General features: G+C 34.5%; 25 protein-coding genes, 1 tRNA gene and 1 pseudogene. 6 read left to right on the top strand and 21 right to left on the bottom strand.

Features of this window, described 5'->3' with window-relative positions:
* The first annotated feature begins 257 nt into the window (after positions 1 to 257).
* Entirely contained in the window at positions 258 to 872 is a 615-nt protein-coding gene (locus QZU81_RS05275; RefSeq protein ID WP_295589965.1) for a TetR/AcrR family transcriptional regulator, read from the top strand.
* A gap of 13 nt (positions 873 to 885) precedes the next feature.
* Here the strand turns inward: QZU81_RS05275 and QZU81_RS05270 are convergent, their stop codons facing one another.
* Entirely contained in the window at positions 886 to 1,035 is a 150-nt protein-coding gene (locus tag QZU81_RS05270) for a hypothetical protein (RefSeq protein ID WP_295589962.1), read from the bottom strand.
* A 57-nt stretch (positions 1,036 to 1,092) separates the two neighbouring features.
* Entirely contained in the window at positions 1,093 to 1,260 is a 168-nt protein-coding gene (locus QZU81_RS05265; RefSeq protein ID WP_292849926.1) for a hypothetical protein, read from the bottom strand.
* Here QZU81_RS05265 and QZU81_RS05260 point away from each other — a divergent pair.
* Positions 1,238 to 1,714 (top strand): CPBP family intramembrane glutamic endopeptidase, encoded by a 477-nt coding sequence (locus QZU81_RS05260; RefSeq protein ID WP_342764261.1) that lies wholly within the window; start codon positions 1,238 to 1,240, stop codon positions 1,712 to 1,714. The two genes, QZU81_RS05265 and QZU81_RS05260, sit on opposite strands and share 23 nt — an antisense overlap.
* A gap of 42 nt (positions 1,715 to 1,756) precedes the next feature.
* Here QZU81_RS05260 and cbiD read toward each other — a convergent pair whose 3' ends face one another.
* Positions 1,757 to 2,845 (bottom strand): cobalt-precorrin-5B (C(1))-methyltransferase CbiD, encoded by a 1,089-nt coding sequence (cbiD, locus tag QZU81_RS05255; RefSeq protein WP_295589957.1) that lies wholly within the window; start codon positions 2,843 to 2,845, stop codon positions 1,757 to 1,759.
* 29 nt (positions 2,846 to 2,874) lie between these two features.
* Positions 2,875 to 3,138 (bottom strand): thioredoxin family protein, encoded by a 264-nt coding sequence (locus QZU81_RS05250; RefSeq protein WP_292825276.1) that lies wholly within the window; start codon positions 3,136 to 3,138, stop codon positions 2,875 to 2,877.
* 128 nt (positions 3,139 to 3,266) lie between these two features.
* Between QZU81_RS05250 and QZU81_RS05245 the strand changes: the two genes are divergently transcribed.
* Positions 3,267 to 5,345 (top strand): DEAD/DEAH box helicase, encoded by a 2,079-nt coding sequence (locus QZU81_RS05245; protein ID WP_295589929.1) that lies wholly within the window; start codon positions 3,267 to 3,269, stop codon positions 5,343 to 5,345.
* 12 nt (positions 5,346 to 5,357) lie between these two features.
* Here QZU81_RS05245 and QZU81_RS05240 read toward each other — a convergent pair whose 3' ends face one another.
* Both QZU81_RS05240 and QZU81_RS05235 read right to left on the bottom strand, forming a co-directional pair.
* Positions 5,358 to 5,663 (bottom strand): DUF2098 domain-containing protein, encoded by a 306-nt coding sequence (locus QZU81_RS05240; protein WP_292825270.1) that lies wholly within the window; start codon positions 5,661 to 5,663, stop codon positions 5,358 to 5,360.
* 14 nt (positions 5,664 to 5,677) lie between these two features.
* Positions 5,678 to 5,974, bottom strand: a complete 297-nt coding sequence (locus tag QZU81_RS05235; RefSeq protein ID WP_295589927.1) for a PRC-barrel domain-containing protein — start codon at positions 5,972 to 5,974, stop codon at positions 5,678 to 5,680.
* A 97-nt stretch (positions 5,975 to 6,071) separates the two neighbouring features.
* On the opposite strand from QZU81_RS05235, the gene QZU81_RS05230 reads away from it, so the two are divergent.
* On the top strand, positions 6,072 to 7,736 hold the full coding sequence (locus tag QZU81_RS05230; RefSeq protein WP_295589923.1) for a tRNA uridine(34) 5-carboxymethylaminomethyl modification radical SAM/GNAT enzyme Elp3: 1,665 nt from the start codon (positions 6,072 to 6,074) through the stop codon (positions 7,734 to 7,736).
* A 52-nt stretch (positions 7,737 to 7,788) separates the two neighbouring features.
* Positions 7,789 to 8,511, top strand: coding sequence for a deoxyribose-phosphate aldolase (deoC, locus tag QZU81_RS05225; protein WP_295589920.1), 723 nt, complete (start codon positions 7,789 to 7,791; stop codon positions 8,509 to 8,511).
* A 138-nt stretch (positions 8,512 to 8,649) separates the two neighbouring features.
* Here deoC and QZU81_RS05220 read toward each other — a convergent pair.
* The 6 genes and pseudogenes from QZU81_RS05220 to tes form a co-directional block, all read right to left on the bottom strand.
* Positions 8,650 to 8,721 (bottom strand) — tRNA-Val (locus QZU81_RS05220).
* Positions 8,722 to 8,878: 157 nt separating this feature from the next.
* Positions 8,879 to 9,057: pseudogene (locus tag QZU81_RS05215) on the bottom strand (histone family protein).
* 199 nt (positions 9,058 to 9,256) lie between these two features.
* Positions 9,257 to 10,537: a tRNA (N(6)-L-threonylcarbamoyladenosine(37)-C(2))-methylthiotransferase gene (locus tag QZU81_RS05210; protein WP_295589917.1), complete on the bottom strand. Its 1,281-nt coding sequence runs from the start codon at positions 10,535 to 10,537 to the stop codon at positions 9,257 to 9,259.
* Positions 10,538 to 10,549: 12 nt separating this feature from the next.
* The gene (locus QZU81_RS05205) at positions 10,550 to 11,170 is read right to left on the bottom strand and encodes an HVO_0476 family zinc finger protein (RefSeq protein ID WP_292825256.1); all 621 of its coding nucleotides are present in this window, start codon (positions 11,168 to 11,170) and stop codon (positions 10,550 to 10,552) included.
* A gap of 11 nt (positions 11,171 to 11,181) precedes the next feature.
* On the bottom strand, positions 11,182 to 11,667 hold the full coding sequence (hacB, locus tag QZU81_RS05200; RefSeq protein WP_292825253.1) for a homoaconitase small subunit: 486 nt from the start codon (positions 11,665 to 11,667) through the stop codon (positions 11,182 to 11,184).
* A gap of 85 nt (positions 11,668 to 11,752) precedes the next feature.
* Positions 11,753 to 13,258 (bottom strand): tetraether lipid synthase Tes, encoded by a 1,506-nt coding sequence (tes, locus tag QZU81_RS05195; RefSeq protein ID WP_295589914.1) that lies wholly within the window; start codon positions 13,256 to 13,258, stop codon positions 11,753 to 11,755.
* A gap of 153 nt (positions 13,259 to 13,411) precedes the next feature.
* Between tes and QZU81_RS05190 the strand changes: the two genes are divergently transcribed.
* Entirely contained in the window at positions 13,412 to 13,978 is a 567-nt protein-coding gene (locus QZU81_RS05190) for a CDP-2,3-bis-(O-geranylgeranyl)-sn-glycerol synthase (RefSeq protein ID WP_292825247.1), read from the top strand.
* Positions 13,979 to 14,013: 35 nt separating this feature from the next.
* Here the strand turns inward: QZU81_RS05190 and QZU81_RS05185 are convergent, their stop codons facing one another.
* The 9 genes from QZU81_RS05185 to QZU81_RS05145 all read right to left on the bottom strand — a co-directional run bounded on the left by QZU81_RS05185 (position 14,014) and on the right by QZU81_RS05145 (position 22,570).
* A complete protein-coding gene (locus tag QZU81_RS05185) occupies positions 14,014 to 15,036 on the bottom strand; it encodes a hydantoinase/oxoprolinase family protein (RefSeq protein WP_295589911.1) in 1,023 nt (340 codons plus the stop codon).
* A 1-nt stretch (position 15,037) separates the two neighbouring features.
* A complete protein-coding gene (locus tag QZU81_RS05180; RefSeq protein ID WP_295589908.1) occupies positions 15,038 to 16,078 on the bottom strand; it encodes an ATP-grasp domain-containing protein in 1,041 nt (346 codons plus the stop codon).
* Positions 16,068 to 17,384: a non-hydrolyzing UDP-N-acetylglucosamine 2-epimerase gene (wecB, locus tag QZU81_RS05175; protein ID WP_295589906.1), complete on the bottom strand. Its 1,317-nt coding sequence runs from the start codon at positions 17,382 to 17,384 to the stop codon at positions 16,068 to 16,070. The genes QZU81_RS05180 and wecB overlap by 11 nt, the downstream gene beginning before the upstream one ends.
* Positions 17,385 to 17,451: 67 nt before the next feature.
* Positions 17,452 to 18,312 (bottom strand): DUF89 domain-containing protein, encoded by an 861-nt coding sequence (locus tag QZU81_RS05170; RefSeq protein ID WP_295589993.1) that lies wholly within the window; start codon positions 18,310 to 18,312, stop codon positions 17,452 to 17,454.
* Positions 18,313 to 18,366: 54 nt separating this feature from the next.
* Positions 18,367 to 18,696, bottom strand: coding sequence for a hypothetical protein (locus tag QZU81_RS05165; RefSeq protein ID WP_292849943.1), 330 nt, complete (start codon positions 18,694 to 18,696; stop codon positions 18,367 to 18,369).
* Between the two features lie 17 nt (positions 18,697 to 18,713).
* Complete coding sequence (gene truA / locus QZU81_RS05160) at positions 18,714 to 19,580, bottom strand: tRNA pseudouridine(38-40) synthase TruA (RefSeq protein ID WP_292849945.1); 867 nt, start codon at positions 19,578 to 19,580, stop codon at positions 18,714 to 18,716.
* Positions 19,581 to 20,176: 596 nt separating this feature from the next.
* Positions 20,177 to 20,683 carry a GNAT family N-acetyltransferase gene (locus tag QZU81_RS05155; protein WP_295589902.1) on the bottom strand — a complete coding sequence of 169 codons (507 nt, stop codon included), beginning with the start codon at positions 20,681 to 20,683 and terminating at the stop codon, positions 20,177 to 20,179.
* Positions 20,684 to 20,730: 47 nt separating this feature from the next.
* The gene (locus QZU81_RS05150; protein WP_295589901.1) at positions 20,731 to 21,588 is read right to left on the bottom strand and encodes an ABC transporter permease; all 858 of its coding nucleotides are present in this window, start codon (positions 21,586 to 21,588) and stop codon (positions 20,731 to 20,733) included.
* Entirely contained in the window at positions 21,581 to 22,570 is a 990-nt protein-coding gene (locus tag QZU81_RS05145; protein WP_295589899.1) for an ABC transporter permease, read from the bottom strand. The genes QZU81_RS05150 and QZU81_RS05145 overlap by 8 nt, the downstream gene beginning before the upstream one ends.
* Positions 22,571 to 22,602 lie beyond the last annotated feature (32 nt).

The following is a 22,602-nucleotide window of genomic DNA, read 5'->3' as shown; positions in this document are numbered from 1 at the left end:
TCAATCAATATTATATAATAAAATTATTGTTTAAATAAATATCCGAAAAGTTAGTAAAAATCAATGCTGAACAACATCAACTTCTACAAGTTGAGGCAGTACAATCATCTCCTACCATCAAATCATAGTGAAAAATTTATATAGGATAATATTTATATTAAAATTAAAAACCGACTAATAGTCGAAAAATGATTGACAAGAATATGAGGTTAATCATAATATAAAAATCAACCGATGGTTTATTTTTGGAGGCAATTATGAAAAAAGGCGAAAAAAGGAAAAAAGAGTTGTTAAAGATAGCATATGATATGTTTCTCACACAGGGATACGAAAATACCAGTGTTGATGAAATCATAGAAAAGGCGCAAATAGCTAAAGGCACATACTACTACCATTTCCAAAGTAAAGAGCAGATGCTCGAAGAAGTCATAGACATGATGATCGACAGTGAGACAAAAATGGCAAAACAGATTATCACAATGGACATTTCAGTACCTCAAAAAATAGTCATGATGCTCACATCAATGAAACCTACCGAAGCAGAACAACCCATAAAAAATGCACTTTTCCAGCCGGAAAACGTGTTAATGCACCATAAAGTCAGAAAAAAATTGATTAATATCATTACTCCCCTTTTATCCGAAGTTATAAACGAAGGAGTGGAGGAAGGCATCTTCGAATGCGACAATATACCTGAACGTGTTAAGATGCTCCTTATCATCAGCGACGGTACGTTTAATGAAGGTCCATTTAGTGAACAAGACATTTCCGTATTTATAGACATGACTGAAAAACTCCTCGGGGCAGAGAACGGAACAATGAGTTTCATTTACGACCTGATTGATAAAAGCGATATGGAGGCGGTCGAGTGAACAATACCGGAAACTACAAATATAAACCAGTTCTATTTTTTGCTCTGGCATATGTTTTTACCTGGATATTTTGGATTCCGGCAATCTTTTTACCGGAAAGCATCAGTCCATTACTCATGTTGATAGGCCTTATGGCTCCGGCTATTGTATCTACAGTTTTCATTATGGCATCCGGGTCAGATGCTCTTAAGCAAGACTTTAAAAATAAAATCATCGGCTTTTACAAAGTAAAATGGATAAATGTAGTTTGGGCCGTGATTGTATTTGCAATAGTAATAGTCTGTTCCATTATGTTGTCGCTACCCTTTGGACAGTCACTTAACCAGTTTTCCTTTACTGAAAGCTTTTCCTTTACAGGTGTCGGAATAGCTGGAGCGTTTATTACCATTACGATTGCATCGATAATTGAAGAGGTTGGATGGAAAGGATACTGTGAGGATTCAATTGGTAACTATATGAACTGGTTTTGGGAATCCATGATTTTTGGAGTGCTATGGTCCTTCTGGCATTTTCCTTTAATCTTCATTCAAGGAACCTATCAGGCAGGACTTATGGTGAATCCTCTTTATGTGATTAACTTTTTTGTGAGCGGAATCCCTATGGGATTTGTCATAACATGGGTCTATCTTGAAAGCGACCGTTCGATATTGGCTTGCATGATATTCCATTTCTTCGTCAATTTCATGCAGGAGAAAATAGCACTAACTCCGGAGACAAAGTGCCTGGAGACAATAGTAATAACAGTAGTTACAATTATTATAATCATGGCTAAAAAAGATATGTTCTTTGAAACTCGTCATGTTGGAAGACTACTTGAATACAGCAACAGTGAGCAACAATAAAGCAAAAAAAAGGATTTCATTAATAATGGTCAAATGCTGAAATTATTTATTGTTGCTAATTTCCATATTATCGTTTAAATAATTGCCTTCCATATCCACCAGGATAACATTCAAATCCAAATCAAAACGCTGCTTGCATCTATCTCGAATAGCCTGCGCAATGCTGTTTGAAACCTCAACAGAAATACCGATTTCATTTAAAATATCCATCATATCATCGGTTGTTTTGGAATCAAATAGCCTTTGAAGATGAACCCTATCCGCACCGCACAACGCCGCATGGGTAACCATTATTTCACGCCTTCCATCTGCAACGGCATGTTTAGTATCGAATATTCCGCCGGCAACCTTAATCAGCTTGCCCATATGCCCAAAGTAAGTGAATTTGGTAATTCCCCTCTTTTCGGCTTCCTCAAACATGAAACCTGCGAAATTACCTGTTTGAACAATCTGTTCTTTAGTGACGTCCAAATCATTTAATGCTAATTTTTCACCGATATTTCCAGGGACAAAAACCAAATCTTCAATACCTGAAGCGATTGCAACATCAAGTTGAGTGACAATGGAATTTTTATAGGCATCACTTGACATGGACCTTGCTATTCCAGTAGTTCCAAGAACAGATATTCCTCCAATTATGCCCAATTTGGGATTCATGGTTTTCTTAGCTATGTCTTTTCCTTCAGGAATGGAAATGGTTACTTTGGCAACTTTTCCATCAGGAATCTTATCAGACAGATTCTTGACAATCATACGGCGTGGGCCTGGATTTATAGCATAATCCCCCACAGGTATTTGAAGGCCGGGTTTTGTAATTATTCCTACTCCTTCACCGCCTGTAATTATGATATTATCCTCTTCATCTGTTTTATCGAATAGCTCAACAGTGGAAATAATCGCCAAATCCACAGTGACATCCGGATCATTATATGGATTCTTATGAGCTACGGCACATGCCTTAAAAGAAGATATCAATTTACATTCATCAATGATAATATCCAATACTTTCTTAGGGGTTTCGACTTTAACGCATACAATGTCAGGAGTATCCAAAATTGCATCCAAAGCAGCCAGCGAACAAGCAGTAGCTATTGTACCGGTTGTAACGCCAGTATAATTATCATTAGTCATTTTAATAAAAAGAATAAAAAAGAGTGAATCTATAACATAGATTCTAATTTTTCAATAAGCTCAAAATCAGTAGGTGCACCAACAAATGCAACATCACCGTCAATTACAATAGTAGGCACTGCCATAATTTGATAGTCGATTGCTCTTTGTCTGTTTTCCATACTTTCATCGATTTTAATTGTTTCTACATCAATCGCATCGCCTAATTTATCTTTAGCTTTTTGAGCAGCCTCAATTGCTGATGGACAATGTGGGCATGAATTGGTTGAAAATACTTCTACTTTAATTGCCATGGTAATTTCTCCTATTATATTATTTTGTAACTATTTTAATAATTAGTAATATATAATTGTTACTTAAAATAAATAGATTTCAAATGCTCTCTACAAATCTTTAATATTAATAAAAAAAATAAAAATAAATGATTAAAATGGAAAATTTAGATACCGATATCAAAACAATAATCAATAGTGCATACCCTTACATTGAAGAATTCAACCCCGCTCAAAAAGCTGTGATTGAATCTGGATATTTGGAAGATAAATCAAATTATATAATCTGCATCCCAACAGCAAGTGGAAAAACCGTTTTAGGAGTACTGCCTGCTTTGAAAACCATATTAAATGGTGGAAAAGCAGTCTATGCAGCACCGCTTCTTTCAATCCAAAACGAAAAAGTAAAGGAATTCAAAGCATTTGAAGAGCATGGAATCAGTGTGGGCAAGCACCCTTCCAGTGCAGACTTATCCGTCATGGTTTTCGAATCATTCGATGCACTTACTAGATTTTCCTGGAATGTACTGAGAGATGTCGATACCCTAATCATTGATGAATTCCACATGATTGGAGAATACACAAGAGGACCAACACTTGAAGCTGCAATAACAAGAGCTAAAATCATAAACCCAAGCATGAGAATAATTGCACTTTCCGCCACTTTAAGAAATATAGATGAAATTGAAGGGTGGCTTGAAGGAACTTGCGTGGAGCATGATTATAGGCCTGTGCCATTACATAAGGAAGTTCTGGATGCTGAAATGTTCAATACAAAGAATAAGAATGATGTTATTGTTAAAGTAATAGAAAAGGCCATGAAAGACAAATCACAAGCATTGGCTTTCGTTTCAACAAGAAGATTTACAGAAAGCCTGGCCACTTATGTTGCTAAAAAAATTAATAAAAAAATCAACAAGGAACAGAGAAAAAGATTCAAGGAAGTTGCAGACAAATTATTGGAAGTTCCTAAGAAAAAGGGATCCCTTCCGACAAGCACCTGCTTGAAATTAGCGGAAGCCGCAGAGATGGGAGTGGCATTCCACCATGCAGGTCTTTTCAATGAACAGAAAGAAATAATTGAAGATGAATTTAGAAACGGGAACATTCTAATGATTACCGCAACACCAAGTTTGATGTATGGCGTAAACCTTCCTTCAAAAACTGTCATCATCAGAGATCATACCCGCTGGACCGGAAACGGGCCGCAGCCAATACCTGTTTTTGATTATGAACAAATGTCCGGAAGGGCTGGAAGGCCCCAATACGATGATGTGGGATATTCCTATCTGATTGCAAAAACCATGGATGAAGCCATGAACCTGGAAGATTACTACATTGAAGGGGAAATTGAAAAAACAAATTCAAAATTAGTCGATAACAAAGATGCAATCTACAGACAGATTATTGCGCAAATCGCATCATCCCTTTCAAAGAATTTGGATGAGCTAACCGACTTTTTCGGAAAAACACTCTATGGATATCAAATGAACAATAATCCGTCAATGGCTTTCTTTGCTGAGGAAAGCTTGAAATATGAACTTGAAACTGCATTGAATTTCTTACTTCAAAACGGAATAATAAGGGCAACACCTGAAGGGCTTAAAACAACCGATTTCGGTAATCTAATAGCTAAATCCAATTATGCTGTTGAAACTGCCGTTAAAATTAAAGAATATATTTCCGGCATTAATGAAATTAATGTTGAAGAATTTATTTATGCGTTATCTGAAACTCCGGACCTTCCATTAATCTCATTTAAAGGAAGAAAATCAAAAGATCCAGTACAGGAAAAATTATCCGAATGCGGATTGTTTGCCGTGGACATTGGAAATCCTGAAGCAACAACCGTATCCCTAATCGAATGGATAAATGAGCGAAGCGAATATGAAATCGAAAATAGATATAATGTTTATTCCGCTTCAACTAGAAGATCCGCTTATGAAGCTTCACGCCTTGTTAAATTTGCTAAAAATACTGCAGAAGTTTTAGGTGATTATTCCAACTTAAAAGAATATGATTTCCTATCTGCCAGATTATATTATGGTGTAAAAACAGATATCATTCCATTAGTTGTTGGCGTGAAAAGACTTGGAAGAAAAAGAGCTAGAAATCTGGTGAATATCTTTGGAAATGATTTGAGTGGCGTTTCAGAAAATGAACTTCAAAGAGTTGAGGGTATTGGACCTAAACTCGCTGAAAAAATAAGATTATTTTCAAATAAATAAAAAAGGTGGGATTTAACCTCCACCTTCAGCAACTTTAGAGTCTAACTCAATATCCTCTAAAGCTCTTGCTTTTTCTTTTAACTCATCTATGTCGACTTCACCGTCACTTTCTTTATCGTAATATGTTGATTTCTTAATATCCTTCTCATCAAGCAATTCCACTAAATTTGAACGATACCATAAACCAGTCTTATCCAAAAGAACCCAATCAAAGCCATCCTGAACCTTCATGTCAGTGACTTTGCCGATTGTTCCAGTGTCGACATACCTAACATATGAGTCAAGGGTAATTTCAATACCTCTTGCATCGAAAACCATATTAAAAACCTAATTTATTCATCTTCAATTGTTACTTCAACGGTTTTAGCTTCTTCTTCAGCTTCTTCAGCTTCAGCTTCAGCTTCAGCTTCTTTTGGAATCTCTTTGCTTAAAATAACATAAGCTCCGATAGTAGCAACATCATCGAAACTGATTTCAAGTTCATCTCTGGAGAAGATATTTTTTTGTAAAGTTAATGTAATGTTTTCAATTTTACCAGTGTCAACATCAAAATCAACATTGCTAACTTTACCTACTTCATATGCATTTTTATCTAAAACTGTAGAACCTAAAAATTCTTTAATTTTCATAGTTTTCACCTACATAATTATAATAATATATTTTAACCACTAAATATTTAAATAAAACGATTATAAAAAATTAACTATTAATTAATGAGGTTAAATAATGGAAAAGGCATGTCGAATTATTATAAATGATATTCTTAATGGTAAAATATCCACTCGACGTGAGCTTGAAGTAGAAAAAAGGCAGCTTTGCCGTGACTTGAAATTATCAAAATTCATGAGCAATGCCGATATTTTAGAATATGCAAAACCTGAAGAAAAGGAAATTGTGTCAGGAATTCTGAAGAAAAAACCTACAAGAACAATGTCAGGTGTTGCTATTGTTGCTGTAATGTGCCATCCGCACAAATGCCCACATGGAAGATGTTTCTATTGTCCTGAAAGCGATATCGCCCCTCCAAGTTATACAGGTGAAGAACCTGCTGCACTCAGAGGAAGAATGTATGAATTCCATCCGTATGTTCAATGTTTTAATCGCTTGAAACAATTGAAAAAGATAGGGCACCCTATTGACAAAGTAGAACTAATCATAATGGGCGGAACATTTCCTTCAAGAGACTTATGTTATCAGGAGTGGTTTGTATCACAATGCCTAAAAGCAATGACTGATTTTGGATTGATAATTGAAAATAAACCTGGCAATTATGAATATAATTTAGATTATGAAGAGATAAGATCCTTTGAAAAGGGGGTTTTGAAAACATATCCCCCTAGCGATTACGTTTTAATTAGTGACGTTCAAAAGGCAAATGAAAGTTCGAAAGTCAGATGTGTTGGAATGACCTTTGAGACACGTCCGGACTACTGTAAAAAAGAGCACATTAACAGAATGCTTGATTTTGGAGTCACACGTGTTGAATTGGGTGTTCAGACATTATCCGATGAATTATACAAAAAGATCAAAAGGGGACATACAATAGCTGATGTTGTTGAAGCAAATCAACTCTTAAGGGATTCTGCAATAAAAGTGGCCATGCATATGATGCCAGGCTTATTTGCAGATGAAAAACAGGACTTGAAAATGTTTAAACAGCTTTTCAGCGATGAAAGGTTTAAGCCTGACATGCTTAAAATTTATCCTTGCCTTGTTACAAAAGGAAGTGAATTATACGATTTATGGGCCAAAGGAGAATATGCCCCATATACTGATGAAGAAGCCGTTGAACTAATTGTTAAGGTTAAAAAAATCCTTCCGAAATGGGTTAGGACAATGAGGATTCAAAGGGATATACCTTCCACACTTATTGAAGCGGGCGTTAAAAAATCCAACCTAGGAGAACTCGTTTACAATAGATTGGATGAAGAGCATATCAATTGCCAATGCATTCGATGCCGTGAAATTGGTCACAAAAAAACCTCAAGGCAATATCCTTTAGAAGATTTCGAATTGTATAATGAAAGTTATGATGCATGCGGCGGTGTCGAAAATTTCCTGTCCATTGAAGATATAAATGAAGAGAGCATTGCAGGATTCTTAAGATTGCGTTTTCCATCCGAAAATCATTTCCGAAATGAAATCAGCGATAAGACAGCATTGGTAAGGGAGCTGCATGTTTACGGCAACATGATAAAGATTGGAGACAAAAATCCTAAAATAGGCCAACATACCGGATTTGGAGAAAAACTTCTCAAAGAAGCTGAAAACTTAGCTATTGACAATGGAAAAGAGGAAATAGCTATAATAAGCGGAATTGGAACTAGAAATTATTATCGTAAATTCGGCTATGAGAAACTTGGGCCATATATGGTTAAAAAAATTGCATAAAAATATTTAAATATATGTTCGTATAAATACTAACTAATTAGAGAGTGGTACTATGGTATACAATATAAAAAATTCAAAACAGTTAGCAAGTCTAATAAATTATACTAATTTAAACAACTTGATTTCTGAAAGTGAAATGAAAGAATTCCTCAAAAAAGCAAAAGAATTAAACTTCCATTCAGTAGTCGTTTCACCATGTTATGTTCCTCTTGCAAAAGAAGAATTAAAAGACACAGACATTAAAGTAGGAAGCGTAATCGGATTTCCATTAGGTTTTGAGGATACCGAAAGCAAAGTTGCAGCAGCTAAATCATTGCTTGAAAAAGGTGTGGATGAATTCGAAGTAGTTATCAACCTAAGTTATCTCAAAGATGAAAAATACGGATTGCTTGAAGATGAAATCAGACAGATCAAAGAGGTTGTCGGAGATAAAATCTTGAAGGTCATTATAGAAACAAAAGCATTGGAAGATTACCAAAAAGCAAATGCGGCAAAAGTTGCTGAAAACAGCGGTGCGGATTATGTAAAAACTTCAACAGGATTTGTAACACCAAATCACATCTTTGAAAATGTTAATGACATCAATATCATTCAAAAACATGCACCAAAAATTAAAATTGAAATCTTTGGTGGAATTAACGAGTATAAATTCGCTAACCAAATTTTAACTGCAGGTTCTGACATTATTGGAAGTGACCAAGGTTATGAAATCGTTAAAGCATACAAAGAGTTAAGGGAAAACACACAAATAAAACCTAAACCAATCACATTATAACCAAAATAATCAAAAAAAAAACTCCATCACCAAATATCTAATTTTAATGCTGTTTTTACAAAAAAAAGATTAATTAAAAACGAGAATAATAAAAAAAACAGAATGCCATGGGCCGGACTTGAAAACTACCATGGCATATGGACCGAACGAGATTCGAACTCGTGATCTCCTCCACGTCAAAGAGGAATCATACCCCTAGACCACCGGTCCTATACAACATACTATAATTTGGAAAAAGTAATATATAAAGTTTTCTTAGTTGAATAGAACAAGTAGTAATAATATAAAAAATAAAAAAAATTGACCAAGAAAATGGCCAATAGATTTTATTCCAAAGCTTTTTATCGAAAATAACTAATTAGAGAATCTATTTGATTGCTAATTTGATATCTTCAGCTTTTACAGTTTTTCTACCAGCGTGGCGTGCGAAATTAACAGCTTTTTGTGTAATGCTTCAGCTAATGCAATTTTTGCATCATCACTAATTCTTTGTGCGCCAGCATTTTTTAAGATACGACCGACTGGTGCGATTGGTAATTCACTCATTATTACACCTCCAATTAAAAGATAGTAAACAATAGTATATAAAGGTATCGGTAAAACTGCTTATTATTCCCCCATATTATAGCATATCCCCTCATAGAATATGCTTTCAAAATCTAGAAAAAAATATAAGCATTATAAAAAAATTAAGGATAAAAATTAACAATAATATGAAAATAAGAATGGTAATGAAAAATAAAAATTATTTCAATAATACTTCGCTTTTAAGATAAGTTGCAGTCGCTTCTGTTATTTTTACATCAACAAAAGTTCCTAATTCCACATCATGAACAATTACTGGAATATAAGAATTAGTTTTAGCAATGAAACCACCTTTGGAACCTTTTTCAACAACCAATACCTTTTGAATTGAATTAACCAAATCCCTATTTTCTTCTTCGGTTATTTCTGATTTAATTTCAGATAAAAATTTTGATCTTTTCTTCATTGTTTCACGCGGAATTTCCGGAAGTGAAGAAGAGATTGCACCTTTACGGTGTTGGTATTTTGACAAATGAATTAAACTCGGTTTGATTTGTTTTAGCAATTCAACAGTCAAGTCAAAATCTTCATCGGTTTCTGTCGGATACCCCACAATGATATCGACAGCAAGTGTCAAATCAGGAATTTCATTTCTAAACTTTGAGAGAACATCAAGATATTGTTCTATTGTATGACCCCTATTCATCTCGGATAGAACCTTATCACTTCCTGATTGAACAGGCAAATGAATGAAATCATATACCTTCGGATGTTTCATAGCATCGATTATTTCATCAACATCGTTTAAAATGTTTTTAGGATGCATCATCCCAACACGAACTCTGAAATCCCCATCTAAATTAGCCACTTCTTTGATTAAATCTGATAGTTTTTCGCCAGTGTCACGGCCAAAAGCGGCAGTGTCCTGTGCAGTCAGTTGAATTTCACAGGCCCCATTCCCAATAGCTTTCCTTGCTTCTTCAACAATGTCATCAATAGGATAACTGTTTAACGGTCCTCGAGCAAATCGAGTGCAGCAGAAAGTACATGCGCCCAAACAGCCTTCACAAATCTGCACAATATGAATCAAACCATCATCCACAACCTTAGGAACGCCAACTTTAGGCTCTTTTGAAAATCCGCATTCGCGAATAACCTCTCCACAATAAGCACCATTGACAACTTCACTGGCCTTATTTAACTGGTGAGGTCCAATCCAAGAGCATTCCGGTCCGATCTTATCCAATTTTTCAGGGTCGATTTCAACCATACATCCGCCGATGATGACTTTCTTATCAGGAAAATCCTCCTGGAGCTTTTGGATTCTATAAGTAACCTTATTTTCAGTCGGCAATTTAACATAGCAAGTATTGACAATAATAACGTCAGCTTCATCAATAGACTCTACAATATCTATATCATCCTCTTTTAAGACGCCTGCGATTATTTGTCCATCAGCTTTATTAAATGTGCAGCCATAAGATTCAATATATACTTTCATTGTAATTTCACTCTATTTTGTTTTCTTAAAAATGTATCTTGTTAAATCATAATCATAATTATTAAATTTAACAGGTTTTGAATAAACTCTTTTGATAACTCCTGCTTTTGCAAAGCCAGAAGTCAATTTCCTATCCTGTGTTTTAATTACATGCACTCTTACGATATGCTTGTCGATTTTGACAACATCTCCAGGAGATATCTTAAAATCCCTTTCCAAATCTAATTTATATGAATCAACTTCCCCATGCAAATCTACTGAAAAGCCAATACGTGCAGGGATTTCAACTGAAACCGCCCAAATAGTATTGATATCTTCAATTTGAGCCTTATCAACTCTAGTATCTGCAACTTCAATACTGGTTACTTCAACTTGACCCAAATCTGAAAGTAAAACATCACCAGTTTCTAATTGGTCGCTTGGAGACAATTCAATAGTGGTCTTATGAGATTTGTCTTGCTCTGAAATAATTAATCGATAAGGTTGAGGTTTTTTTGCTGAAAAGATATCTTTAAAAACATGTCCGCAATCTTCACATTTCAATAAATATTCTTCAATAATCTTTTTCTTGGATGATTTCTGTTTTGAATTCAAAATTTCAATATCATCGCTACCGCAAATCGGACATTCCATAATCATACCTCCTATTCCGCTTCATTCAAATAATGGTTGACTAATCCACCATCTTCCAAAATACTTAACATGAACTCCTTAAACGGTTCAAATGTTTTTTCTTCACCAGTTGTTTTGTTGACTAAGGTTCCTTTTGACAGGTCAATGCTAATGATATCGCCATCTTTAGCTTCAATATCAGAAACTATAACCGGCAATCCTATGTTGATTGCATTCCTATAGAAAATTCTTGCAAAGGATTTAGCAACAATAGCGCTAACGCCTGCTGTTTTAATAGCCACTGGTGCCTGTTCTCTTGATGAACCACATCCAAAGTTTTCATCGGCAACGATAATGTCTCCGGCTTTGACATTTTTAGTGAAATCCGGACGTTCGCCTTCCAATACATGATCCGCCAAATCTTGTGGATTGAATGTTCTTAAATATCTTCCAGGAATTATGACATCAGTATCAATATTTTCCCCAAAAGTCCATGTTTTACCTTCAATAATATTCATTAATATCACTATAAAATTGATTTTAAAAAACGAGTATTTGGGACGTGCCCAAATACAAAATAAGTAAGGTGATTTTTATATTAATCTAATCTTTTTGTTTAAAAGGTGTTGAAAATTCTTTTTCTACACTTTCACGATACATTGAATTCATGGTACAGAATGGAATAATTCTGCCATCAGGAGTTGCGTAATGAATAACACATTTTTTAACTCTATCTTCATCAAAGTTGAATGGATCCATGAAATGCATACATGAAATGAGCATTGCATCTTTAGAGAAGTCTCCTAATGCCTCGTAATCTCCTTTAACAAATATGTTCAACAAGATTTTGGTAATATCCAAATCTTTAGGAGACCTGCTTGGGTGAACCAACTTAGGAAGATTTCCAGTCAAGCCTGCAAGCACTCTTTTACGGGATCCGAATTTTCCCTTTTTAAGTTTACCGTTATATTCTTTTAATTTGTCAAATAAATCATCAACATCAATGAAATCAGTGATTGGAATTAATTTATCCTTTCCATCACCTTCAGTTTTTTCTCTGAATACATAAGTAGCTATTCCACAATGTTCATGACAGTTTAATGTAACTGTAGCTGAATCATTACCGTCAAGTAAAGATATGAACTCCGCAATTGGCTCAACGCAAGATGGCGGGTAGAATGAACTTGTTGGAACTTGACCATCAGTTTCGTCTTCAATGATTTTTATAAAGTCTGGAATTGTAATTCTTTGTTCTTCTACTTGGTCAGCAGGAGTTCTTCCTGAGAATGATACTGGCTGGAAGTTAACCCCATAAATGATGTCATTATTATCAAATGCGAATTTAATTATTTCTCCAACTTGATTATCATTAACTCCTTTAACTAATGTAGGAACAAGCACTACTCCTAAACCTGCTTTTCTACAGTTTTCAATAGCTTGAAGCTTATCTGGAAGCAAATCCCTACCTTTATTTTCAATATAAGGTTCTGGAGTTACTCCTTCAAATGAAAGATAGACTGTATTTAAACCAGCATCTTTTAACTCTTTAGCCAAATTTTCCCTTTTAGCCAATCTAATACCGTTAGTAGCTATTTGAACATGAGTGAAACCTTCTTCCTTAGCCATTTCAATAAGTTCAACTATGTCTTTTCTGATGGTAGGTTCACCACCAGCATATTGAATAGCAGGACATGGATTAGGCTTTAGATTTCTTAAGTTCCTGAGCATTTGTCTTATTTCGTCTTTACTAGGCTCATATAGGTAGCCTGCAGCAGCCGCATTTGCAAAACAAACAGGGCATCTTAAATTACATCTATTTGTTACATCAATCAAACCTAAAACAGTTGATGTTTCATGTTTAGAACACAACCCGCAATTGCTTGGGCAAGCTCCAGTATCATCAACACAAGGGTTTTCAACAGGAGCAACAGATGGAACATATTGTTTTACTTGATTATAAAGTTCTTCATCACTCCAATATGTGTTGACAAATTCCCCATGATCATCACAAGTTTTTTTGATGAAAATTTTACCATCCTCATCATAAACCTCTGCATTGATAGGTTTGCCACATTCTGGGCATAAACTTCTTGTTCCTTTAATCTTCAAAAAAATCACCTTTGAACTAACAAAATTGAATTGTTAGTGTAACTTACATAATATTATATATTTAAATTAATTTATTATTTAAATATTATTATCTAAAAACTTAAATTATATCAAATATAAATGTATTATTAATAAAATTGGGGTAAAACACAAATGACATTTGATATTCAGATGATTTTGATTACATGCTTAACAACACTCTATTTCATTCTCCCAGCATACTTTTCAAATGGTAGCGGACTGCTATTTGGAGGCGGACTTCCAGTTGACTTTGGAAAATCCGACAAAAACGGAGTTCGTTGGATTGGAGATGGCGTTACATGGAGAGGATTGGCTGCCGGTACTATTATCGGTACCCTCACAGGAATTATTCAAGGATTTTTAGGCCCCAGCATAATTAATGAGTTTGGACAATTCATTACAACCCCAATCATAACCAACATTCCGGAAGGAATAATAATCGGATTTTTACTTGGATTTGGAGCACTATTAGGTGACGCGATAGGTAGCTTTTTAAAAAGAAGGCTTGGAATTGGAAGAGGAAAACCCGCCCCAATTTTAGATCAGTTAGATTTCATAATCGTAGCATTGATTTTAGTTTCCTTTGTTGTGAAACTCACACTACCATTCGTAGCAATAGCTATTATCCTTACTTTAGCAATTCATTTATTAACCAATACCTGCGCATATCTTCTTGGAATAAAAGATGTTTGGTACTAGTTTTTAAAAAAAATAAGTTTAAGAGGACAAGGCCTCTAATTTAAGTATCTGTTCATCATTACTGCAGTTCCAACAGCCGGAGCTACAGTACATTCATCGTCGGTTAAAACATCACCCATAGACTTAACTTCCAAACCTAATGATTCAGCAGCAGGCCTATCCAATATATCCTTTCCCAAACCTGTTGTTACAATCAAATTCAAGTCTTGAGTTTCAACAACCTGTTTTAAACCGTCTGCAATCTGAGCGACCTGTTTTTTGTGAATGAATTTGGACATGTCTACAATATCGTCCATGGTCAACATTTCCAAATCGGCGCATACCACACGAGCTATCCTTTTAGCGCAGTCTGTTTTAGATTTACCTTCACCATCAAAAGTATCACAGATATAATCCTCTTCGGAAATTAAATCCAGAACTGTATAAACATCTGCAGTTTGTGCGAATAACTCACTGGCTACACGATACTCCTTTCCATTTAACTCAACCTTATCCAAAAAGCTTGCAAGATTAGTTCTTAAGGTTCCAGTGTAAACCAGCTCTCCTGTAGCGGACCTGTCAAAGTCAGATTTGCCAATGGCACATTCCTTTCCATCCTTTATTGGAATAATGTCAGTGGTTGTGCTTCCTGTATCGATGAAAATGCAATTATCGGAAATCAATGTTGCGATTTGAGCTGTTGCAATCCAATTGGCTGCAGCCGCCTTAAGTGGAGTTTCCTCAATTTCGGATTTAGACAGCATACCATCAATTCCAACATATGCAATAGGGCATGTGAATGTATCTTCACATTTTCTTACAACATCCAAGACACCGTCCTTTTTAGTATCATATGCATCGACAAGCTCTGCAGTCATGGAAATGCCTACAGCATCTATTTCGGATACAGGACAGATATTTTCAATTAATTCAATTAATACTCGTGATAAATCATCATTATTGCTCCACATAGGAAGATATGCAAAATCAACTTCAATATTTTTAATATCTTCACCATCAAAGTCAATTACTGCAAGATCGGTGTTTGCACCACCAATGTCAAATCCAGCTACTTTCATATCATATTCTCCTAATTTCTAGTAAATCTCCAGATTTTTTGAACTCAACTTCACCATCCAAAGAGACATCAATGTCATCAAGGGTTATCTTTCCGTCAATTAGTTCAATGATGCTTTTGCCTATGTTGAAATTAGCGACTTTGCTCAATCCAACATAAGGTGTTGTGAATCTTGAGTTTATCTCCAAAAGGTAAACTGAGTAGATATCCTTTTCATCTGCATTGATTAATAAGTCCACACCAACAAAACCTTTTATGCCATCAATAGCTTCAACTGCTTTTGTTGCGATTTCAAAAGCTTCCTGTTCATATTTGCTTTCATAAGGCAATTTACCGCCTTCGTATGTTCCTTTATTATTCTTCAATTCAACGAACTGTTGGTTTAAACTGATTGGAATCGCTTTTTTGCCATCTGAAATTAAGCTAACGCTAATATCAGTTCCTTCAATATATTCCTGAACAATGATTCTTGAACCTGGAGGGAATATCTGCTCCAAATCATAAGATAAGTCTTTGATATCCTCGATTATTATTATATCTTCACAATCAACACCAACCAATGGCTTTATAATCAATTTTAAAGGAGTCAATGGGTCTTCAGCCTGCCATTTTTCATGAAGATTTTCTATTGCCCTTTTCGGAACATCATTTGGAAGCGCTTCATATGTCTCATACTTATCGGATGACTTTAAACATGCCTCTGCGGAAGAAGTGTATGTTTTAACATTATTTTCCTCTAAAATTTTAGTGATGTTGTATAGGTTGTTATTGTTTTCTGCAGCGATGAAAATAGCTTTATTGAAGTTTACCGCATTATCCTCCAACCAATCGATAACATCACAATCAATTAGAATCGGATTAACATTTTCATAATCCTTTACAACATTTTCATAAGATTTGTTGATGACCAAATCAACATCAAAATCAGACAAATCCTTCAAAAGTGCAAAGATTAATGCTTCCGCTTCTGAAATAATGCATTTATCTTTTTCGCCGGAAGCCGTAAAATACTCAAATACTAAAATTGAATCATCATTTATCATAAGTAATCATCATCCCATTTAAATTTAAATCATCGAACGGAAATTTCATATTCTCTCCATCAAATACCATATGAATCAAAGCATTTTCCTTTTGTTCGAATTCCGCTACTGAAATATCCTCTTTAATTGAAGCCATTTTTCTTGTAAATGAATCCATAATATCCTCTGGAGCTTCAATATTAAGCAGACCCCTGCTATAGTAATCTTCAATCGCATCAACGGTCGATTTTGCTGAATCTCCCCGACCATATGGATTTATCGCATTTTTCATTTTATCAGCAAATTCCTCATCGGATAAAATTTTGCATGCATTTTCCAATATCGAATCCTTATCAGATCCAACAAGAATATTACCCCCTGCTGCAACGGTTTCAGGGCGTTCAGTATTGTATCTTAATGTTAAAGCAGGCACATTGAGTGTAATGGCCTCCTCTTGCAGACCTCCGGAATCGGTTAAAATTAAAGTAGATTTAGATGTTAAAAGCAGGAAATCCAAGTATCCTAACGGTTTTATAATATGAACATGACTCAAATTATTTAATTCTTCGAACAAACCAAAATTCTCCAATGTATTTTTGGTTCTTGGATGAATAGGGAAAATGATATTCATATCACTTAATTCCTTCAAAGCATCAATAATATTAACCACTCTTTCCTTAACATCAACATTTTCAGCCCTATGCATTGTTAAAGTCAGGATATTATCCAAATTATCAATGTCTAAACCTGCAAGAGATTCGTCTTCAAAACCTCTTTTTTTGGCAATTTCCAAATGTCTGAAACAGGCATCAACGACGGTATTTCCTGTAATGAATAGATTTTTGTGAGAAAATCCTTCAGCCAATAGGTTAATGGCTGACTGCTCTGTTGGAATAAAATACATTGTTGTGGCTACATCAGCAACTCTACGATTTAACTCTTCAGGCATTGTCATGTCAAATGACCTGAGTCCCGCTTCAACATGGCCAATTGCAATATGCAATTTGGAGGCAACAAGCGCACCTGCAAGAACTGCATTAGTGTCACCTTGAACCAAAACAATATCCGGTTTTTCTACCAAAAGAACCTCTTCAATACCCTTCATCATTAAACCAGTCTGTTTTCCATGAGTTCCGGAACCTACATGAATGTTGTAATCTGGAGTGGGAATTTCTAAATCTTTAAAGAAATTGTCAGACATCTCCTCATCATAGTGTTGGCCAGTGTGAATAACAACTTGCTCAATATCCCTTTTAGAGATTTCATCAATAATAGGAGCCATTTTAATAATTTCAGGTCTTGTTCCCAAAATAGTCGCTATTTTCATGTTATCACTAAATTAATATATTTAATCGAATAGGTTAAAAATTTTTATCTTGATATTTAAAATTGTGCTATAGCTTCTTCAGTACAAATGATCCGACATCAACTGACAAATTCTTGGAAATCGGATTGCATTTACTGCAAAGCAAAGAAAAAACGTCCTTATTTTTCAAATCCATTTCTGTTAATCCTTCATAATTCGCCATTCCCTTAGATATTACAAAATTACTTTCATCAAATACCTTTTTAAAATCTTCTGAAAACATTTCTTCAACAATACCTCCGGAATCGCAACCTACCGTGATGATTTCAGACAGTTCATTTAAACCCGCATCAATAGCTTCTTTTACGCATGCATCGTTTACAATTGGACTGCTTTTCACTGCAACAATGACATTGACATCATATTCCATTATTTTTTCAATCAATAAACGGTCAAATACAATTTCCCCAGCATTATCGACCAAATATAATGCCTCATTGTGAAAATTCAATGCCTCTTCAAATTCCTCAATATCATTGATGGCAAGATTCCTATTCAAATTGACATCAATTAATCTTTTAAAATCAGTGCTGATGCCATAAGCTCCAAAATCCAAAATGTTTCCAACGATGGCTACTTTGACATGAGTCTCCAAACTAGTATCCTCTTTCAGGAGGTCCTTAACTTTTGGCAATATGGACAATGCGATTTCATTACTTAATTCTTTTTCCTTAAAATAAGCATCTTCACATTTGGTTTTTTGTTTAATATGCTGATTAACTTCAGTTGCTAATTTATTTGGCTGAGAATCCCTATTAAAGTTTTTTGCCATATGTACCATGCAATCATGCATTAAGTCCATTTTTAAATTTTTATCAGTGCATGACAAATCTATGACTTCCTTTACCTGCCTCAATATGCAGGGTCCGCATTCATAATATGATTTAATAATATCACAGCCAATCCTTCAAGTACAAAAAACATTAAGAATTATGTTAAACATTTATTCTATCATATTTTCTATTTCATTGATGTTGATCTGAATGAATTCCTTATATTTTGGATTGGCCAATATTTTATATTGTTTAATATTGGTCTTTTCATAAGCATCAGCCATTACTGCCTGCAATTCATCAGTATCACTGTTTAAAACAATATCCAACTTCTTTTTTTGATTATCATCCAAACCATCCAAAAAACTTTCCACTTTGGATTTGAATTTTAAAACGAAATTGGTTTTCCTTTTAGCAAATCTTTCAAGCAAAAATGCAGGTGTTGCAGTAAACAACTCTTCATATGGCTTAATATCTTCATAACTAATTTTATCACTCATAAAATCACCTCATTATCCTAAAAACTATGCAAATCACATAAACTTTTTACCATTGATTCACGAATGGCATACCTTTTCTGCAAATTTGCCAGTGAATCAACCAAATCACGTCTGAATCTCTCACAGGCGTAATCATCATATGTAAACTTAATTCCATCATATTGTATGTCCATCAATATCAGATATTCGGCCTCCATAACCTTGATGTAAGCCCTTGGCTCGTCTTCAGCAGGGTTCAATAATCTTTCCACTTCCTCCAGATCCATCTTTCCAATTGCAACATCAACAAAAACCCTCATCATCTTTCTAACCATATTCCATAAGAAGGATTCCCCATAGATGTCTACAAAGATTGGAGAGATTGTATCATGTAAATTTGGAAATTCCCTTTTGTGATAATCATTCAAATCGACTTTTGTAATCTTGATATCATCAATAGTTCTTTCAGTTGTTTTCTGGAATCTTTTAGTGAAATTCGTAAAGTTATGAGTCCCCTTAAAGATTTCCGCAACTTCATTGAGCTTATCAACATCCAAATCCTGGAATAGCATATAACGGTACTGCCTCATCTGGGCATACCTCGGCTTAAATGCATATCTGACCGGAGCACTGGCTAAAATCTGAATATCATCAGGCAGGGAATTGTTAATTTCATTGACTCTGACTTCCTTTTCTGATTGAAAACTAATTACATTGCCCAAGCTATGAACTCCCGCATCGGTTCGTCCTGCAATTCTGAATCTTGACTTTTTTAAATCATCAATGTAGTCAAGTTTGCGCAAATGATAGATTAGCTCCTCTTCAACAGTTCTCAAGTCAGGCTGTCTTTGAAAACCATGAAAATTAGTCCCGATATATCCGATTTTTAGTGCTGTTCTTTTCATCAATATAATATTAAACATAATATAAAATAAAGTTTAATAAAAAAATAGAATAAGAGGAGGGAAATAGCTATTTAATAAAATAGCTATTTAGGTTATATGACTTACTATTTATACATTTGATAATCATAGAAAGATAATAAAATTAAAAAATATTTTTTTGAAGATAAAGCGGTTATATTGCGAAATTAATTTTATTATCTTTATTATTCAATATTCTGAATAATCTAATTGATAATTAATAGTAATAACCATATAAATATTATTAATTAAAAATTCGGCAATTTTATCCTTAAATTTAAAACAAATGATTTAAAACTTATAAGTTGTAAAATAACCCATGTCTCTTTTTCAGCATTATTAATAAATGATTTTTAATAATATTTCTTAAAAATAGTAATACTTCCGATTGTTGATAAAATTAATTAAATTTAAATAAAAAATTAGAATTTTATCTTACCGCAACATCTGGAATTAATAATTTCTTTAAATTGGCACATGCCAACAAATAAACATGAATAAAACAAATAATGAAAAATAAAAAAATTAAAAAAAAGTAATACTTTTTTATAAAATAATACTACAAAAAATATTTGACATTACTCCAAAACCTTTATCATGTGATTGGTCTCGTCATAGTCATCTTCTTGAACGGTTATTTCATAGCCCACAGATTCCCAAAATGCCATTGCAGCTTCAAGATATCTGTGAGTGTGCAGATATACTCTATCATAACCTTTCTTACGAGCAAAATCCTCCATAACACCGACAAGCCTGCGTGCGAGACCATGGCGCCTATATTCCTCGTCGACCATCAATCTCCAAATGCTTGCCGTATCCTTTTTTGTGTAGATTCCCCTAAACAATTCATAATCCTTATCATATGCCCTGATGGCCGCTGTTGCAACTATATTATCACCATCATAAGCTACAAAAAAGGCGTTATTTGAAGGCAATACATAATATTCTTCAATTCCCTCAATGTCATAATGAAATTCAGGTGTGGGTCCGATGCCATATACTTTTTTGATTTGGTCGTATAAGAATTCTTTTGCAGCTTCAATCTCTAAATAATCATTAGCAAGTTCCTTAATTGTAAAATCCATAATATCACATAAAAAAATAAAAAAAAGAGAAATTTTAGAAATTTCTCCTATTCCTGTGCAGTTTCAGGATTAAGTAACTTTTCAACATTTTCCCCAATGAAATCAAATAGCAATACAACTATCAATAAGGACATACCCGGATAAAATGCCAACCACCAATATCCTGAAGATAAGTAGTGCATTGATTCGGATAGAATTACTCCAATTGCAGGTTCATGCGGAGGCAAACCGAATCCTAAGAAAGTAATTGCCGCTTCATGCATGATTGCATGAGGGAACATTAAGATTACGCCCACAATAATCTGAGATACAATTAACGGAAGAATATGTTTTGTAGCAATCCACACTTTTGATCTTCCAAGATTTTCTGCCAAATGAATATATTCCTTAGTTCTGATTTCCTTTACTTCAGATCTTAGAACCCTTGCAAGCGGAGTCCAATGTGTCAATCCGACACCCATGACAACACCGATTACTCCTCCACCAAACATGATGGAGACAAGAATAATCAAAAGAATGTGAGGTATTGAACCGAACAAATCAATGATTCCTGCAACACATTCATCTGCGAATTTATTGAAACTTGAAAACAATCCAAGAACAATAGAAATGATAGTACTTATAACAGATGCAATGAAACCGACCATGATACTTAATCCAAGACCTGCAACGGTTCTTTGAAACATATCTCTTCCCATCCAATCAGTACCGAAGATATGTTCAAATGAAGGCATTTGATTAGCACTAATAAAACTTGTCGGAATATCCCTAATGAAATAACCGCAGACAAATATGGATACAATAATCAATGCTGAAAGGGCAATGATGACAAGAGTTTTTGTTCTGAGATTTGCAGGGTATAAAAACCACTGCTTTTTATCATCAATTTCCCTTTTCTTAATCATTGAACTCACTCTCCTTGATTCTAGGGTCAATTAGATAATATGATAAATCTGCAAGCAGGTTACCAACAAATACAAATATCGCACTGAATATTACAATGCCTAAAAATAGCGGAACATCACTGTTTAGACCCGCTGCTACGGCAGTTTGTCCAACACCTGGATATGAAAATACCTGTTCAACAAGCACTGCGCCACCAAACAATTCGCTGAAAGATAAGAATTGTAGTGTTACTGCAGGCAGTAAAATATTTCTTATACCATGATTTTTTACTAAATCCCAACCTTTTTCTCCTCTGGATTTTGCAAATAATACATAATCAGAAGATAAAACTTGAATTAATTCATTACGTGTATACATCGCAATCGGCGCCAAACCAACAAGGCTCAATGTAAGTGCAGGCAATACCAACCTTGATGCCCACTCCATAAATGTGGCATCTGTACTCTTTACACCTATTGGAACACCAAATCCTATTGGGAACCATCCTAAATAGACAGCAAATACCATCAATATAAGCATTCCTACCCAAAATGATGGTGCAGATTGAATTGCATAACAATATACTTTTACTGCTTTATCAATCCAGGAACCTTTATTCTTACCTGCCACAACACCCATTGCAAAACCAATAACTCCACTCAATATCCAGGAAATGGCCATCAATACAATAGAAGCAGAAGCCTTATCAATTATGATATCAATGACAGGTGCACGATATATCAAAGAAGTTCCTAAGTCTAAATGGATTAAATCCATTAGCCAATGAAAGATCTTGGTTGTCAATGGAACATTTGTGCCAAAATAATTTTCAAGAATTTGCCTTTGTGCTTCTGACACCGCAGCTTGTCTTAAATAAGCATTAACTGGATCAATAGGGGATAAATCTATTAATATAAAACTAAAAATTGCAACTACAAGTATCAATATTATGAAACGTACTAACTTGTAACCAAAAAACTTCAATAATTGATTTTTATTCAAGAAAAGAAACCCCCCTTAGAAATTTTTAAAAA

Source organism: uncultured Methanobrevibacter sp., from assembly GCF_902770715.1.
Taxonomy (GTDB): Archaea; Methanobacteriota; Methanobacteria; order Methanobacteriales; family Methanobacteriaceae; genus Methanocatella.
The sequence above is the reverse complement of the archived record's forward strand: the minus strand, read 5'-3'. Positions and strand labels throughout refer to the sequence as shown.

Excerpts from the sequence above, each read along its gene's own strand:
- QZU81_RS05275 (WP_295589965.1), top strand. The coding sequence starts at position 258 with ATGAAAAAAGGCGAAAAAAGGAAAAAAGAGTTGTTAAAGATAGCATAT.
- QZU81_RS05270 (WP_295589962.1), bottom strand. The coding sequence starts at position 1,035 with ATGAAAACTGTAGATACAATAGCCGGAGCCATAAGGCCTATCAACATG.
- QZU81_RS05265 (WP_292849926.1), bottom strand. The coding sequence starts at position 1,260 with ATGGTAATAAACGCTCCAGCTATTCCGACACCTGTAAAGGAAAAGCTT.
- cbiD (WP_295589957.1), bottom strand. The coding sequence starts at position 2,845 with ATGACTAATGATAATTATACTGGCGTTACAACCGGTACAATAGCTACT.
- QZU81_RS05250 (WP_292825276.1), bottom strand. The coding sequence starts at position 3,138 with ATGGCAATTAAAGTAGAAGTATTTTCAACCAATTCATGCCCACATTGT.
- QZU81_RS05245 (WP_295589929.1), top strand. The coding sequence starts at position 3,267 with ATGATTAAAATGGAAAATTTAGATACCGATATCAAAACAATAATCAAT.
- QZU81_RS05240 (WP_292825270.1), bottom strand. The coding sequence starts at position 5,663 with ATGGTTTTCGATGCAAGAGGTATTGAAATTACCCTTGACTCATATGTT.
- QZU81_RS05235 (WP_295589927.1), bottom strand. The coding sequence starts at position 5,974 with ATGAAAATTAAAGAATTTTTAGGTTCTACAGTTTTAGATAAAAATGCA.
- QZU81_RS05230 (WP_295589923.1), top strand. The coding sequence starts at position 6,072 with ATGGAAAAGGCATGTCGAATTATTATAAATGATATTCTTAATGGTAAA.
- deoC (WP_295589920.1), top strand. The coding sequence starts at position 7,789 with ATGGTATACAATATAAAAAATTCAAAACAGTTAGCAAGTCTAATAAAT.
- QZU81_RS05210 (WP_295589917.1), bottom strand. The coding sequence starts at position 10,537 with ATGAAAGTATATATTGAATCTTATGGCTGCACATTTAATAAAGCTGAT.
- QZU81_RS05205 (WP_292825256.1), bottom strand. The coding sequence starts at position 11,170 with ATGGAATGTCCGATTTGCGGTAGCGATGATATTGAAATTTTGAATTCA.
- hacB (WP_292825253.1), bottom strand. The coding sequence starts at position 11,667 with ATGAATATTATTGAAGGTAAAACATGGACTTTTGGGGAAAATATTGAT.
- QZU81_RS05190 (WP_292825247.1), top strand. The coding sequence starts at position 13,412 with ATGACATTTGATATTCAGATGATTTTGATTACATGCTTAACAACACTC.
- QZU81_RS05185 (WP_295589911.1), bottom strand. The coding sequence starts at position 15,036 with ATGAAAGTAGCTGGATTTGACATTGGTGGTGCAAACACCGATCTTGCA.
- QZU81_RS05180 (WP_295589908.1), bottom strand. The coding sequence starts at position 16,078 with ATGATAAATGATGATTCAATTTTAGTATTTGAGTATTTTACGGCTTCC.
- wecB (WP_295589906.1), bottom strand. The coding sequence starts at position 17,384 with ATGAAAATAGCGACTATTTTGGGAACAAGACCTGAAATTATTAAAATG.
- QZU81_RS05165 (WP_292849943.1), bottom strand. The coding sequence starts at position 18,696 with ATGAGTGATAAAATTAGTTATGAAGATATTAAGCCATATGAAGAGTTG.
- truA (WP_292849945.1), bottom strand. The coding sequence starts at position 19,580 with ATGAAAAGAACAGCACTAAAAATCGGATATATCGGGACTAATTTTCAT.
- QZU81_RS05155 (WP_295589902.1), bottom strand. The coding sequence starts at position 20,683 with ATGGATTTTACAATTAAGGAACTTGCTAATGATTATTTAGAGATTGAA.
- QZU81_RS05150 (WP_295589901.1), bottom strand. The coding sequence starts at position 21,588 with ATGATTAAGAAAAGGGAAATTGATGATAAAAAGCAGTGGTTTTTATAC.